At 72.4% G+C, this 14,101-nt stretch carries 13 protein-coding genes and 3 tRNA genes; 11 read left to right on the top strand and 5 right to left on the bottom strand.

Features of this window, described 5'->3' with window-relative positions:
- Positions 1 to 175 precede the first annotated feature (175 nt).
- Positions 176 to 1,663: an NAD(P)/FAD-dependent oxidoreductase gene (locus KBX26_RS07985; protein WP_210865044.1), complete on the bottom strand. Its 1,488-nt coding sequence runs from the start codon at positions 1,661 to 1,663 to the stop codon at positions 176 to 178.
- An 80-nt stretch (positions 1,664 to 1,743) separates the two neighbouring features.
- On the opposite strand from KBX26_RS07985, the gene KBX26_RS07990 reads away from it, so the two are divergent.
- Entirely contained in the window at positions 1,744 to 2,820 is a 1,077-nt protein-coding gene (locus KBX26_RS07990) for a serine hydrolase (RefSeq protein WP_210865045.1), read from the top strand.
- Between the two features lie 8 nt (positions 2,821 to 2,828).
- Here the strand turns inward: KBX26_RS07990 and KBX26_RS07995 are convergent, their stop codons facing one another.
- Together KBX26_RS07995 and KBX26_RS08000 are read right to left on the bottom strand one after the other, a co-directional pair.
- Entirely contained in the window at positions 2,829 to 4,154 is a 1,326-nt protein-coding gene (locus KBX26_RS07995) for a deoxyribodipyrimidine photo-lyase (RefSeq protein WP_210865046.1), read from the bottom strand.
- Complete coding sequence (locus tag KBX26_RS08000; protein ID WP_210858181.1) at positions 4,151 to 5,074, bottom strand: phytoene/squalene synthase family protein; 924 nt, start codon at positions 5,072 to 5,074, stop codon at positions 4,151 to 4,153. Before KBX26_RS08000 ends, KBX26_RS07995 begins: the two co-directional genes overlap by 4 nt.
- 66 nt (positions 5,075 to 5,140) lie before the next feature.
- On the opposite strand from KBX26_RS08000, the gene KBX26_RS08005 reads away from it, so the two are divergent.
- The 8 genes from KBX26_RS08005 to KBX26_RS08040 all read left to right on the top strand — a co-directional run bounded on the left by KBX26_RS08005 (position 5,141) and on the right by KBX26_RS08040 (position 10,705).
- Complete coding sequence (locus KBX26_RS08005; RefSeq protein ID WP_210865047.1) at positions 5,141 to 6,283, top strand: polyprenyl synthetase family protein; 1,143 nt, start codon at positions 5,141 to 5,143, stop codon at positions 6,281 to 6,283.
- A gap of 28 nt (positions 6,284 to 6,311) precedes the next feature.
- The gene (gene crtI, locus KBX26_RS08010; RefSeq protein ID WP_210865048.1) at positions 6,312 to 7,793 is read left to right on the top strand and encodes a phytoene desaturase family protein; all 1,482 of its coding nucleotides are present in this window, start codon (positions 6,312 to 6,314) and stop codon (positions 7,791 to 7,793) included.
- Positions 7,790 to 8,410 (top strand): isopentenyl-diphosphate Delta-isomerase, encoded by a 621-nt coding sequence (idi, locus tag KBX26_RS08015; RefSeq protein WP_210865049.1) that lies wholly within the window; start codon positions 7,790 to 7,792, stop codon positions 8,408 to 8,410. The genes crtI and idi overlap by 4 nt, the downstream gene beginning before the upstream one ends.
- The gene (locus KBX26_RS08020) at positions 8,400 to 9,344 is read left to right on the top strand and encodes a MerR family transcriptional regulator (RefSeq protein ID WP_030332235.1); all 945 of its coding nucleotides are present in this window, start codon (positions 8,400 to 8,402) and stop codon (positions 9,342 to 9,344) included. Before idi ends, KBX26_RS08020 begins: the two co-directional genes overlap by 11 nt.
- Positions 9,345 to 9,420: 76 nt before the next feature.
- On the top strand, positions 9,421 to 10,200 hold the full coding sequence (locus KBX26_RS08025; protein ID WP_030332233.1) for a polysaccharide deacetylase family protein: 780 nt from the start codon (positions 9,421 to 9,423) through the stop codon (positions 10,198 to 10,200).
- 154 nt (positions 10,201 to 10,354) lie between these two features.
- Positions 10,355 to 10,427: transfer RNA gene (locus KBX26_RS08030), tRNA-Glu, on the top strand.
- Positions 10,428 to 10,458: 31 nt separating this feature from the next.
- A tRNA-Asp gene (locus KBX26_RS08035) sits at positions 10,459 to 10,532 on the top strand.
- Positions 10,533 to 10,631: 99 nt separating this feature from the next.
- Positions 10,632 to 10,705, top strand: a tRNA-Phe gene (locus KBX26_RS08040).
- A gap of 300 nt (positions 10,706 to 11,005) precedes the next feature.
- On the opposite strand, the gene KBX26_RS08045 is transcribed toward KBX26_RS08040, so the two are convergent.
- Complete coding sequence (locus tag KBX26_RS08045) at positions 11,006 to 12,067, bottom strand: hypothetical protein (protein WP_210865050.1); 1,062 nt, start codon at positions 12,065 to 12,067, stop codon at positions 11,006 to 11,008.
- 166 nt (positions 12,068 to 12,233) lie between these two features.
- Between KBX26_RS08045 and KBX26_RS08050 the strand changes: the two genes are divergently transcribed.
- Complete coding sequence (locus KBX26_RS08050; protein ID WP_030332229.1) at positions 12,234 to 12,761, top strand: SRPBCC family protein; 528 nt, start codon at positions 12,234 to 12,236, stop codon at positions 12,759 to 12,761.
- Between the two features lie 12 nt (positions 12,762 to 12,773).
- Here KBX26_RS08050 and KBX26_RS08055 read toward each other — a convergent pair whose 3' ends face one another.
- Positions 12,774 to 13,478 carry a DUF2786 domain-containing protein gene (locus KBX26_RS08055; RefSeq protein ID WP_030332226.1) on the bottom strand — a complete coding sequence of 235 codons (705 nt, stop codon included), beginning with the start codon at positions 13,476 to 13,478 and terminating at the stop codon, positions 12,774 to 12,776.
- 127 nt (positions 13,479 to 13,605) lie between these two features.
- Here KBX26_RS08055 and KBX26_RS08060 point away from each other — a divergent pair, with 127 nt between their 5' ends.
- Positions 13,606 to 14,046: a hypothetical protein gene (locus KBX26_RS08060; protein ID WP_051708467.1), complete on the top strand. Its 441-nt coding sequence runs from the start codon at positions 13,606 to 13,608 to the stop codon at positions 14,044 to 14,046.
- Positions 14,047 to 14,101: the final 55 nt, after the last annotated feature.

Genomic DNA, 14,101 nt, shown 5'->3' on the forward strand with positions numbered 1-14,101 from the left:
CCGACGCCCCGGCGGCCGATCGGGTACGGGTCGCCACGTCGACGGCCGGCAAGGTCACGCTCGATCCAGGATGTACTGGCAACGGAACGCCGGGATGCCCACGACATCCTGGATGTTGCGCGATCTTGCGGGGTGCGGGGCAGGGGCGCGGAGCGGCGCACACCCGGGCAGGGGGTCAGGACAGATCGCGCAGGGCGGACTCGATGGCCCGGTGGAAGGTCGGGTACGCGTAGATCATGTGCCGGAGCTGACTCAGCGGCACCGCCGCGTGCACCGCCACCACCAGTGCGGACAGCACCTCACCGCCGGCCGGGCCGACCGAGGTGCCACCGATCAGCACGCCCTGGTCGGCGTCCGCGATGAGCTTGATGAAACCGTCGTCGCCGACCCGATGGATCCAACCTCGGGTCGAGCTGCCGAGTTTGGTGAAGCCCACCTGCACGTTGATGCCGCGCTCACGTGCCTGCTGCTCGGTGAGCCCGACCGCACCGATCTCGGGGTCGGTGAACGTCACCCGGGGCAGCGCGCGGTAGTCGGCTCGCGGGACGGTGCCGGCAGATCCGCTCGAACCGCTGGCGGCCAGTGCGCTGGACGCGCCCATCGCTCCGCCGACCACGCTGGAGGTGCCGCTGGCGTCCGCCCCGGCCTTCGCCTTCCGAGCGTGGGCCAGGACGTCCGCGATCACGATCCCCGCCTGGTACATGGCGATGTGGGTGAAGGCGCCCTCGCCGGTCAGGTCGCCGACCGCCCAGACATGCTCGGTGACGTGCAGACGGTCGTCGACCGGCAGGAACCGCTGGCTGGCGTCCAGCCCGACCGTGTCCAGACCCAGCTCGGCCAGGTGGGCCTTGCGCCCGGTCACCACCAGCAGCCGGTCGGCGGTGAACTCCGCGCCGCCCTCACCCCGCAGTGTGAACCGGGTCCCGTCGTGCTCGACCCGTTCGGCGCGTACCCCGGTGTGGATCTCCACGCCGTCGGCGCGCAGCGCCGTGGCGGCGACCTCGGACGCCTCGGGCTCCTCGATGGCCAGCACCCGGTCGAGCGCCTCGACCACTGTGACCCGGACCCCGAAGCGGGCGAAGACCTGCGCCAACTCCAGACCGATGGCGCCGCCGCCGAGCACGAGCAGCGACTCCGGCAGCTCCTCGACCTCGATCGCCTGGTGGTTGGTCCAGTACGGCGTGTCGGCCAGGCCTTCGATCGGCGGCACCGACGGACGGGTACCGGTGCCCAGCACCACCCCGTACCGGGCCTCGAACACCTGGTCACCGACGCGGACCCGGCGCGGACCGTCGAGCCGCCCGCTGCCCCGCACGAGCCGGCCGCCCTTGCCGATGAACCGCTCGGCCGCGACCGTGTCGTCCCAGGTGTCGGTGGCTTCCTCGCGGATCCGCTTCGCCACTGGCGCCCAGTCCGGCTGGACCTGCGCCGTCCCGGCGAGCCCGTCGACCCGGCGGGCCTCGGCGAGCGCGTTGGCCGCCCTGATCATCATCTTGCTCGGGATGCAGCCCCAGTACGGGCACTCCCCGCCGACGAGATCCCGTTCGACGCCGACGACGCTCAGGCCGGCCTCGGCGAGCCGTTCGGCCACCTCCTCGCCGCCGACTCCGAGCCCGACCACGACCACATCAACCAGCTCCGGCTCCGCCACACCGAACAGCATCCCCCGGCGACACCACCCCGGCCACCGAGGTCGGCGGAAAAGCCGGCACGCGCACCGGCCCGGACGCCTACCGTGACCGGATGCACACACGCTTCGCTCCGGTCCGGGACCACTTCCACGACCTGCTCGCCTCCGGACGGGAGACCGGGGCCGCCCTGACCATCTGGTACGACGGGCAGCCGGTCGTGGACCTGGTCGGCGGCTCGAGCGGCGGCCACCGGCCGGGCGCCGCGCCGTGGCTGCCGGACACGCTGGTCAACGTCTACTCGGTCGGCAAGCCGGTGGCCGCGCTCTGCCTGCTGCTGCTCGTCGACCGGGGAACTGTCGACCTCGACTCACCGATGGACCGGTACTGGCCGGAGTTCCGTACTCCCGCCACAGTGCGGCAGGTGTTGTCGCACACCGCCGGGCTGCCGGCCTTCCCGGTGCCCCGACCGGCCACCGCGATCGCCGACTGGGCGCTGCTCACCGGTGACCTGGCCGCCGCCGATCCCGAATGGTCGCCGGGCTCGGTCGCCGGGGAACACGCCTGGACGTACGGGCATCTGGTGGGTGAGCTGGTCCGCCGGGTCGACGGACGGTCGGTGGGCCGGTTCCTGGCCGAGGAGATCGCGGACCCCTGGCAGCTCGACCTCGGCTTCGGGCTGGCCGAGGCGGACCAGCTGCGCTGCGCTGACCTGCGGTACGGCGACCCGCAGTGGCCCGCTCGGAAGCTCGGCGAACCGCTGTCACTGCGGGCGCGGGCGCTGGGCAACCCGGCCGGCGGGCTGGACCTCGCCGTGCTGAACAGCCCGCTGTGGCGGGGCGCCGAGATGCCCGCGGTCAACCTGCACGCCACCGCGCCCAGCCTGGCCCGGCTCTACGCCGGGCTGTTGGCCGGCGGTGTCCTGGACGGTGTCCGGCTGGTCGGCCCGGCGCTGATCGCGGAGACCACCCGGGTCCAGTACGACGGGCCGGACCTGGTGCTGGACCGCCCGGTCCAGTGGACGTTGGGCATGCAACGCGAGCCGGACGGCAGCTGGGGCATGGGCGGCATCGGCGGCAGCAGCGCGTGGGCCGACCCGGAGCGCGGCTACACCTTCGCGTACGCCACCGCGCACCTCGCCGAACACGACCGGGTGGACGAGCTGGTCGAGGCGTTGCACTCGGTGCTCTGACGTGGTGGTCAGCGCAGCCAGACCGGGTCGGTGCCGGGCACCGACAACGGTGGCGGGTAGTCCACCGCCCGCCGGAGCTGGTCGGGCAGCTTCCACGGCTGGTGCACCGCCTTGCCCTGCACCCCCGCCAGCTCCGGCACCCACCGACGCACGTAGTCGCCGGCCGGGTCGTACCGTTCGGCCTGCCGGACCGGGTTGAACCCCCGGTAGGGCTTCGTGTCGTTGCCGGTACCGGCCACCCACTGCCAGTTGCCGGAGTTGTTCGCCACGTCCCCGTCGAGCAGCCAGCGGAAGAACACCGCCACCCCGGAGCGCCAGTCCTGACCGAGGTGTTTGGTGAGGTAGCCGGCCGTGATCAGCCGGGCCCGGTTGTGCATCCAGCCCTGCGTCCGCAGCTGCCGCATCCCGGCGTCGACGATCGGCATCCCGGTCCGGCCCTCGGTCCAGGCCGCCAACGCGTCGTCGTCGTAACGCCACCGCTCGGTGGCTCCCCGCCGGTACGCCGTGGTCGAGATCTCCGGGAAAGCGGCGGTGACCTGGTAGTAGAAGTCCCGCCAGCAGAGCTGCCGGACGAACGGGCCGGACCGGTCCCCGGCACGGTTCGCCACCGCCAGCGGCGACACGCAACCGAAGCGCAGGTACGGGCTCAGCCGCGAGGTGTCGTCGCCGGCCATGTCGTCGTGCTGATCGCCGTACCGGGTCAGCTCGGGCAGCCAGTCGGTGAGCCGTTGCCGGGCCACCCGCTCGCCACCGACGGTCGCTTCCGGCGAGTCGCCGGCGGGCGGCGCCGGCAGCTGGCCCACCCGGACCCGGGCGGGCAGCGCGATCCGGCGCGGTGCCGCCAGCTCCTCGCGCCACCGGTGGGCCGCCCAGGCCCGGTGGTACGGGCTGAACACCCGGTAGTGGTCACCGCCGCCACCGGGCCGCAACGCACCCGGCTCGACCACTGTCAGCCCGGGAAACAGTCGCAGATGCAGCCGGTGCCGCTCGCACTCGGCGCGTAGTCGCCGCTCCCGCCGGCTGGCGTAGTGGCTGACGTCGGCCGAGAGCGCCACGGCGGTGGCGTCGACCTCGGCGGCCAGCCGGATCGTCTCGGTCACCGGGTCACCGTGCCGGACCACCAGGTCGCCACCGAGGTCGCGGAGTTGGGCGCGCAGGTCGGCCAGTGCCTGGTGCAGGAAGCGGGTGCGGTTGGCGGACCGGCCGGCCAGCACCGGGTCGAGCACGTACAGCGGCACCACCTGGTCGAAGGCCGCGCAGGTACTGGCCAACGCCGGGTGGTCGTGCACCCGCAGGTCGCGGGTGAGGAGCACGATCGCCGTACTCCCGGTCACCGGCTCTGCGGGTGGATCGCCGGCCCGGGAATGACGACCGGGGTCCCGGTCGGGGTGAGCAGGGCCCGCGCGGCCACCGCCATCCGTCGCCGCTGTGGCACCAGGGCCCGCCGAACGAAGACGTCGTAATCCTGCGCGGCCACCTCGTCGAGGATGCCGCCGTAGAGCGCGTACGCGGTGCGCATGCAGGCCTGCGAGGCGGGCGCGAGCATGGTGATGCCCGGTGCGGCGGCGGCGTAGTGCGCCTGGGCGCGGGTCACCTCGTACTCGATCAACTCGCGGATCCGGGGCGTACCGCGGCCCCGGTCGCGGGCCGCCACCAACTCCTCGCGGGTGACACCGAACTTCGCCAGGTCCTCGTCCGGCAGGTAGGTGCGGCCCCGGTCGAGGTCCTCGGCGACGTCCCGGATGAAGTTGGTGAGCTGGAAGGCGAAGCCGAGCTGTCGGGCCGGCTCCCGAGCCGCCACCGGGTCGGAGCTGCCCAGGATCGGCAGCATCATGGTGCCGATGACCGCCGCCGAGCCCTCCATGTAGTCGAGCAGGTGGTCGTAGGTCGGGTACGCGGTGACGGTGAGGTCCATCGCCATGCTCTTCAGGAACGACGCAAAGTCGTCCCGGTCGAGGTCGAAGACGGCGATCGTGTGCAGCACGGCCGGCAACAGGGGGTCGTCGACCGACGCACCGTGCAGACCGGCCACGAACTGGCCGGCCCAGTTGTCCAGCAGGGCGGCCCGCTCGGCCGGCGGCAGTGCCTCGGTGCGGTCGACGATCTCGTCCGCGTACCTGGTGAACCCGTAGAGGGCGTGCACATGCCGTCGTTTCCAAGCGGGAAGCAGGCGGGTGGCGAGATAGTAGGTGCGGCCGTGGCGTTTGTGCAGCTCACGACACCGGTCATAGGCAGCGGTGAGATCGGTTTCCACCGGCCCTCCTCTAATTTATCGACGCACCAATCGACGCAACCCGTAGCCTAGGGTACGCTCGGCCACATGGCCAACGACGCAGTTGCGGGTGACGTGACCCGCGTGGCGCCGGCTGGGCCGGCGGACGGGGACGATCCGGTCCGCGCCGTTCTGGCCGCGTACACCCACGATCTGGTAACGGCGGTCGACGAGACCCTGGACTCTTTCCTCACCGCCGAGGTTGACACCCTCCACGACATCGACCCATCGATGGGAAGCTTCGCCGCCACCGCCCGGGAGGCCGTCCTGGCCGGCGGCAAACGGATCCGGTCCACGTTCGCCTACTGGGGTTGGCGCGGGGCGGTCGGCGGCACCGCGGCGCTGCCGCCGGTGCTGCCCGCGCTGGCCGCGCTGGAGCTGCTGCACACCTTCGCGCTGGTCCACGACGACGTGATGGACGCGTCCACCACCCGCCGTGGCCGGCCCACCGCACACGTCGCGCTCGCCGAACAGCACCTCGCCGCCGGCCACCGGGGCGACCCCGGCCGGTTCGGCGAGGCCGTCGCCGTGCTCGTCGGCGACCTCTGCATGGTCTGGGCCGACCAGTTGCTGGCCCACGCCTCGGTGCCGTCGAACCGACTTTTCGAGGTGCGCCGCTGCTACGACCAGATGCGGGTGGAGACGGTCGCCGGGCAGTACCTCGACGTGCTCGGCGAGAACGCCCCAGCCAGCTGGTCGGTCGACCGGGCGCTGCGGGTGGCCCGCTACAAGACCGCCAGCTACACCGTCCAGCGACCACTGCTCTTCGGAGCCGCACTGGCCGGGGTGCCCGCCGACGAGCCGCTGGTCTCCGCCTACACCCGCTACGGCCTGGCTGTCGGCGAGGCGTTCCAGCTCCGCGACGACCTGCTCGGCGTCTACGGCAACCCGGCGGCCACCGGTAAGCCGACCGGTGACGACCTCCGCACCGGCAAACCGACAGCGCTGCTCATGCTGGCCCGGGAGCTGGCCACCCCGGCCCAGCTCACCGCGTTGGAGCGGGCCGCCGACGGACCGGTCGACAAACTCGCCGGGTTGGTCGCCGAGACCGGCGCGGTGACCCGGGTGGAGCAGATGATCGCCGAGCGGGTGAGCGACGCGCTGGCCGCGCTCGACGCCGCACCCGTGGACCAGACGGCGCGCACCGCGCTGACCGGGCTGGCCACCGCCGCAACCAACCGGCGGGCCTGATGAGCGACTTGAGCAAGGAGGTGGTCACGTGCGGACGGTGAGCGGACGGACGGACCGGGTGGTGGTCGTCGGAGCCGGGCTGGGTGGGCTCGCCTGTGCCCTGCACCTGGCCGGCAGCGGTCGACAGGTGACGGTGCTGGAACGCGAGCCGGTGCCCGGTGGGCGGGCCGGCCGGCTGGGCGTGGACGGCTACGAGTTCGACACCGGGCCGACAGTGCTCACCATGCCCGACCTGATCGCCGAGGCGCTCGGCGCGGTCGGCGAGGAGTTGCGCGACTGGCTGGACCTGACCCCGATCGATCCCGCCTACCGGGCGTACTACCCGGACGGCTCGACCCTCGACGTGCTCACCGACACCACGCGGATGGCGGCCGAAATCTCCCGGGTCTGCGGGCCTCGGGAGGCCGACGGCTACCTGCGGTTCGTCGAGTACGCGCGGGAGCTGTGGCGGCTGGAACGCACCGACTTCATCGAGCGCAACCTGGACGCGCCGACCGATCTGATCACCGGCAACCTGCTCAAGCTGCTCGGCGGCGGGGCCTTCCGACGCCTCCAGACGAAGATCAACCAGTTCTTCCGGGACCCACGTACCCAGCGGATCTTCTCCTTCCAGGCGATGTACGCCGGCCTCGCGCCGCACGACGCGCTGGCCATCTACGCGGTCATCGCGTACCTCGACTCGGTGGCCGGGGTCTACTTCCCGCGCGGCGGCATCCACGCGGTCTCCCGGGCGATGGCCGGCGCGGCCGAGAAGCACGGCGTGCAGATGCGGTACGACACCACGGTGACCCGGGTGGAGACCGCGAACGGTCGGGCCACCGGCGTGCTCACCGCCGACGGCGAGCTGGTGCCGGCGGACGTGGTGGTGCTCAACCCCGACCTGCCGGTCGCCTACCGGGACCTGCTCCCCGCCGCGCCGCGCCGTCGGCTCACCTACTCGCCGTCCTGCGTCGTTCTGCACGTCGGCTCCCGACAGTCCTATGCGAAGATCGCCCATCACAACATCCACTTCGGACGCGCGTGGAAGGGCACCTTCGATGAGGTCATCCGGCGGGGCGAGTTGATGACCGATCCGTCGCTGCTGGTGACCAACCCGAGCCGGACCGACCCCGCGGTGGCCCCGGCGGACCGGCACACCTACTACGTGCTCGCCCCGGTGCCCAACCTGCACCGGTCGCCGTTCGAGTGGCGCGGCGACCTGACCAAGCGCTACACCGAGCAGCTGATCGGCACCCTGGAGGAGCGCGGCTACGTCGGCTTCGGCGCCGGGGTCGAGGTGCTACGGGCGGTCACCCCGGCCGAGTGGGAGGAGCAGGGAATGGCAGCGGGCACCCCGTTCGCCGCCGCGCACACCCTCTTCCAGACCGGCCCGTTCCGCCCGTCCAACCTGCACCGCGACCTGTCGAACGTGGTGTTCGTCGGCTCCGGAACCCAGCCCGGCGTGGGCGTACCGATGGTGCTCATCTCCGGCAAGCTCGCCGCCGGCCGAATCACCGGGGAAGGTCGATGAGCAGCCGCGAAAAACATCTCGTCGAACTCGTCGACGAGACCGGCAAGGCCCACGGCGAGACAACCGTCGCCGCCGCGCACCAACCCCCGGGGCAACTGCACCGGGCCTTCTCGGTGTTACTGATGGACCCGGACGGCCAGGTGCTGCTCCAGCGTCGGGCCGCCGCCAAGACCCGGTTCCCGCTGCGCTGGGCCAACTCCTGCTGCGGCCACCCGCAGCCCGGGGAGTCGCTCGCCGAGGCGGCCAACCGCCGGCTGAGTGAGGAGTTGGGCGCGGGCCCGGTCGAGCTGACCGAGGTCGGCATCTACGTCTACTACGCCGAGGACCCGGCCACCGGTCGGGTCGAGTTCGAGTACGACCACGTGCTGCGAGGCGAGTTCCTGCCCGGCGCTCCGCTGCTGCCCGACCCGCACGAGGTGGCCGAGCTGCGGTGGGCCGACCCCACCGCGCTGGAGGCCGAGTTGTCCCTCGACCCCCGGTCGTACGCGCCCTGGCTGGGCGGGGTGGTGAACCGGCTGCTCCGCCCCTCGGGGTCCCGGTCGGGCGCAACCGGTCCGGTCATGACCCCGCCCGGATCGTCGGCGGATGACACGGCGGAGCGGTCGGGTGGTCGATGAGGCGCTGAGCGCGGGCGCTGTCGCACGCCGGCTGGGGGTCGCGGTGACGACCCTCCGCACCTGGCACCAGCGCTACGGGCTCGGTCCCAGCGAACACATCCCCGGTCACCACCGCCGGTACACCCCTTCCGACCTGGTCCGCCTCGAGATCATGCGGCGACTCACCGCCGAGGGGGTGAGCCCCGCCGAGGCGGCCCGCTGGGCCCGCCAGGCTCCGGATCCAACGGCCAACGGCACCGTCACCCCCACCCGGATCCACCCGACCGGCCGTGACGGCGGCGGCACCATCCCGGTCGGCCGTGCCGGCCCGGCGGCCCGCGGACTGGCCCGGGCGGCGATGCGCCTGGACGCGGCGGCGATCAGTGAGACGATCGCGCACGCCCTGGCCGCCGACGGCGTCGTCGCCACCTGGGACAGCCTGTTGCGCCCGGTCCTCGCCGGCATCGGCGAACGGCACGCCGCCACCTCCGGCCTGATCGAGGTGGAACACCTCATGTCCCGCTGCGTCTCGGAAGCGCTCGCGGCGGCCAGCCGGGCCAAGGTCCCCACCGGGCCGGCCCGGATCCTGCTCTCCTGTGCCGACGAGGAACAGCACACCCTGCCGCTGGAGGCGCTGGCCGCAGCACTCGCGGAGGCCGGTGTCAGCTACCGGATGCTCGGCGCCCGGGTGCCGGTGGCCGCGCTCGTCGAGGCGGTCAACCGGACCGGACCGGCCGCCGTGGTGCTCTGGTCACACACTCGGGCCACCGCCGACCCGGCCCAACTCAGCGCGCTCCTGGCCGCACCCCGACGCCCGTTGCTGGTGCTCGCCGCCGGCCCCGGCTGGCGCGCCGACACCCTGCCCGCCGGGGTGGTGCGGCCGGTGGACCTGGCCGAGGCGGTCTCACTCTCCGCTGCCGTGCGCGACGCCCTGCACCAGTCGAGGCGTGACTGATCGCACTGTCGCCGGCTGGCGGCGTGAACTACCGTCGGGCGGGTCCGCCTACCCCGACCCCTCCGGGAGCGAGCAGATGCAAGCCCGTGCCGTCCTGGCGTCCGTCCTCGCCGTGGCGCTGGTCTTGTCCGGTTGTGCCCAGCCGCACCGCACCATCGCACCCGTCGGTGCCCCACCGCCGGAATCGACCGCGCCACCCACCCCGAAACCGCACCCCAGTGTCACCAAGCCGGCCAAGCCGCCACTGCGGCCGCTGCCGGCCAAGCTGCCCGCCGGTCTGGGTCGCAACACCGGCGTACGCCCGGTGGCCCTGACGTTCGACGACGGGCCCAGCCCAGCCTGGACACCCAAGGTGCTCGACCAACTGAAGGCCGCCAAGGTGACAGCGACCTTCTGCGTCGTCGGTCGGGAGGTGCAGCGCCACCCGGAGCTGGTCCGACGGATCGTCCGGGAGGGACACCAGCTCTGCAACCACAGCTGGCGACACGACCTCGATCTCGCCCGCCGACCCGTCGCCGAGATTCGGGCCGACCTGGACCGCACCAACAAGGCCATCCAGAAGGCCTCTCCCGGCGCGAAGGTGCCGTTCTACCGGCAACCGGGCGGCCGGTGGACGTCGGAGGTGCTCGGGGTGGCCAAGAACCTCGGCATGCGCCCGCTGCACTGGTCGGTCGACCCGCAGGACTGGGACAAGCCCACCGCGGCCACCATCGGCAAACGGGTGCACGCCGCCACCCGCCCCGGGGCCATCGTGCTGCTGCACGACGGTGGCGGAAATCGGGCCGCGACCCTCGCCGCCTGCCCGAAGATGATCGCCGATCTGAAGCGGCGCTTCGGCATCACCCGACTCCACTAGAACCGCCCTGACCTGCGGTTATGACCCGTCCCAAGCCCTTGGTGATACCGATTTTGTCGACCGGCCGGGCATCACGTATGCTTTCGAAGCCTCCGGCGGGGCCGGATGGGAGCAAGTCCGCTTGAAGTTGCGAGTGTGCAATGATGGCGGGGCCGCCCTCATCGTCTAGCGGCCCAGGACGCCGCCCTTTCAAGGCGGTAGCACGGGTTCGAATCCCGTTGGGGGCACGACCGGCGCAAGCCGGAGCAACACAAGCTAGGTCCTGTGGAGCAGTTGGAGTGCTCGCCGCCCTGTCAAGGCGGAGGTCGCGGGTTCAAGTCCCGTCAGGACCGCAGCGCTGACGCCGCGCCCCGCGCGGCGTTCTGCGTATCGGAGCAGGTCGCCTTGCCACCGGTTCGTCCGGTTGCCGGGTAACATGAGCCGAGCGGCACGGCCAGGTAGCTCAGTTGGTACGAGCGTCCGACTGAAAATCGGAAGGTCGGCGGTTCGACCCCGCCCCTGGCCACATAGCCTTTCGCCGGGCTACAGAGGTCCCCACCAGCGGATTCGCAGGTGGGGATCTTGCTGTTTCCGGTGCTTGCTCCGACGACCTCCGGCCAGCCCACGCGCCCAGCCCAACCCGGCTGCGTGACCAGCACCACCACGGGTCCGCTTGATCGACTCGACTTTCGTGACATCGCGGTGTCCCAGCGCGCGCGACACCGCGATATCAAGGAAACCGAGTCGATCACCCACGCCTCGCGGCTACCAGTCGGTCGCGGCGGGCGGCGGGGCAACGTCGACCGGGGCGGGCGGCGGGGCGGTGTCAGTCGCGGCGACCCTGCGGGCGGTGCTGCGCGACGCCGCCCTGAATCGCCTCCCACACGCTGCGTCCGGCCTGTCGCAACGTCTCCCCCGCCTGCTCGGCGAGTTGGGCCGCACTCTGCGCGGCGCTCTGGGCCGCCGCCTGCGCCGCGCCCGGCAGACCACCGTCGCCATCCCCGGACGGGCTCGGGCCGGCCCCAGCCGACTGATCGGGCTTGCCGCGGCCTTCTGCGGCCGCCGTCCCCGCCGACCCCTCGGGGCGTTGCGGCCCCTGGCCCTCCCCGGCCGGCCGCTGTCCCTGCGGATGCCCCTGGTCAGCTGACCCGGGGCCGCCAGCTCGCGGTCCGGGGCCGCCAGCATCTGGTGCCGACCCGGCCGGACCGACCCCGGACCGACCGGCATCCTCACGACCCGCATCCGCCCGACCCCCATCCGCCCGATCAGAACCCGGCCGACCAGGTCCCGGCTGATCAGCCGCAGGCCGCCCAGGCCCCGGCTGACCAGGTCCAGGCTGACCAGACGCAGGCCGATCAGAACCCGGCCGACCAGAACCCGGCTGACCGAGAACCTGCCGAGCGGAAGCCGGCCGACCACGGTCGACTGACGGTCCGGCTGCGCCCACCTGCCGGCCCGGCTCGTCGCGTAGGCGGTCCGAGTGCCGGCTCGACGCTTTGATCTCCGCCGCGCCCGAGGTCACCTGTTGGGTGCTGCGCTCCACGTCGTCGACGGCGGTGTGCGCGAGCGCCTCGATGATCTGTGGGTTGTTGTCGAGTGTGTCGAGCGCTCGCCCCAGGATCCTGGTCAGCTGCTCCAACCGGACCCGCAGCTGCGCCTCGGCGTTCACCCCGTTGACGTTCAACTCGCCACCGTTGAGGTGCACCCGTACGCCGGCGTCGACCTGGAGCAGGTTGGCCACTCGGGCGCGCAGCGACAGGTCGGCCTCCAGGCCGTCGACCGCCAGTCGGATGGAGTCGACGGAGACCTTCGGAATGTCGAGCAGGACGTCCGGGTTCCCGCTGTCGACGTTCCGGTCCGGCTCCCGCTGCTGTCCGCTCTCGCTCATGCTCTCCCGCCCCGCCTGCGTTCCGGCCCGGTCGTCCGAGCCGTTGGGCGCGGTTACCCGCTTTCCGGCGCGGCATCCCGTCCGTGACGACCCGGCGACACTCTGTCTGGAACCGGGCACCGCGCGAAGCTGCACAGCCGGGCATCAGCCGGTATGGTCCGGGCCTATGGGACAGGAATTGACTGATCCGGCCGACATCCGGCAGGACGTCGGCCAATTCTCTCTCCGGTGCGGCCTTGTCGTCCCGGGCTCCGCCGAGCACGCGTTCGCGGTCTTCACTGATGAGCTGACCGACTGGTGGGTCACCGAGTACACCTGGTCCGGCCCGGACGCCTTGGCCGAGCTGGGCATGGAGCCGCGGGCCGGTGGCATGCTCTACGAGTTGGGCCCGTACGGCTTCCGCGCCGACTGGGGTCGGGTGCTCACCTGGGATCCGCCCCGCCGGCTTGTCTTCGTCTGGCAGATCGGCCCGGATCGGGCACCGGTGCCGGACCCGGCCCGCGCGAGCGAGGTCGAGGTGCTGTTCCATTCCGAGGGGCCGGAACGCACCCGGGTCGACCTGGAGCATCGGCACTTCGACCGGCACGGCGAGGCTGCCGAGGGTTACCGCAAGGCGCTCACCGCCGGCTGGCACGAGTTGCTCACCCGCTACGTCGCCGCGGTGTCGCGCCACCGCCCCACCACGACGGCCTGACGGCCCACGAGATCACCGGCCGAGTTGCCGACCGGCAGCGGCGCCGCCGAGGTCCCGACCACCGAGGTTGGCGCGTTGGCCAGCTTCGGCCCCCGAGCCGAAGCCGGTGCCACCCAACCGGCGCGGCGGTGCGGTGCGCAGCCGCGGGTACTCCTCGGTGAGCCGCCGCTGGACCCGGTCGGACCGGTCGGCCAGCACCAGCGCCATCGACGGCGTACCCGACTCGCTGGCCGCCGCGGTTTCGGCCGCCCAGAGTCGGCCGCCCACCACCTCGGCGAAACCGGCCAGCCAGGAGCGCCGGAAGGCCGCGGGGTGGTCGTCGGCCGGCACCTCGGTGGCGGCCAGGCCGTGCGCCGCCTGCACGAGCAGTGAGGTGAAGAGCAGGTCGACCCGTTCCAGGTCGCTGGCGAAGCCGAAGAGGTGCAGGGTGAACCCGTTGCCCTGCCGGCGGCGTACGCAGCGGCAGCGCAGGGGCTCGGCCACCGCGGCGAGCAGGCCGACCTTGTCGCGGGCGTACGGGGCGACGATGTCCAGCACCCGGTCGCCGACCGGGTCGGTGGTGGGGTCGCGGGCGGCGAGGAGGGCCCGGTCCACGCCGTAGCGGGCGATCAGGTCGGTTGCCTTGGCGGTGAACGCGGCCGACTCGGCAGGCGTGCAGGCTGGATCCTCGGCCTGGGCCAGCAGCTTGCGCACCTTGCTGAGGATGGCCTCGGACATGCCTACAGAGCTACCACACCGGCCGGACATCGTCGGGGCCGCGCCGGAATCGATCGATACGTATCATCGTCACGATCAGATGATCAGTCCTATACGGACGGTCAGTTACCTGTTTCCGGAGGAACGAATGCCATCCCCGACCGCTCGCCTGCTCGCCGTCGCCACCGCCACCGCACTGATCGCCGCCGGCACGCCCGCCCGGGCGGAGCCGACAACACCGACCACACCGGTCAGCTCCGGGCCGAACGCGTTCGCCCCGCTCGCCACCTGTTACGGCGGGGCGGTCCGGTCGTACTTCGAGACGGGCCGCTACGGCGGCTCGGCGGGTCAGTACCGCACCACGACGCGCTGTCGCGACATCAACGTCCGCAACGCGAGCGTGTACGCCACCGAAGCATGCGTGATCTTCGTGGACAAGACGAGCGCCTGTAACTACTGGACCTACCTGCCGGCCAACTCGGGCTGGATCACGGTGGCGACCAACGTCAAGGACGGCGTCAACTTCCGGGTCCGTTTCGAGAACCTGCGCTACGAGTACGAGCCGCTGATCGCGTACCACGCGTTCTGACCGACCCACGCGGTCGCGGGGGGCCCCCCCCCCCCCCCCCCCCCCCCCCCCCCCC

It is taken from the genome of Micromonospora sp. C97, from assembly GCF_018070385.1.
Classification (GTDB): domain Bacteria; phylum Actinomycetota; class Actinomycetes; order Mycobacteriales; family Micromonosporaceae; genus Micromonospora; species Micromonospora parva.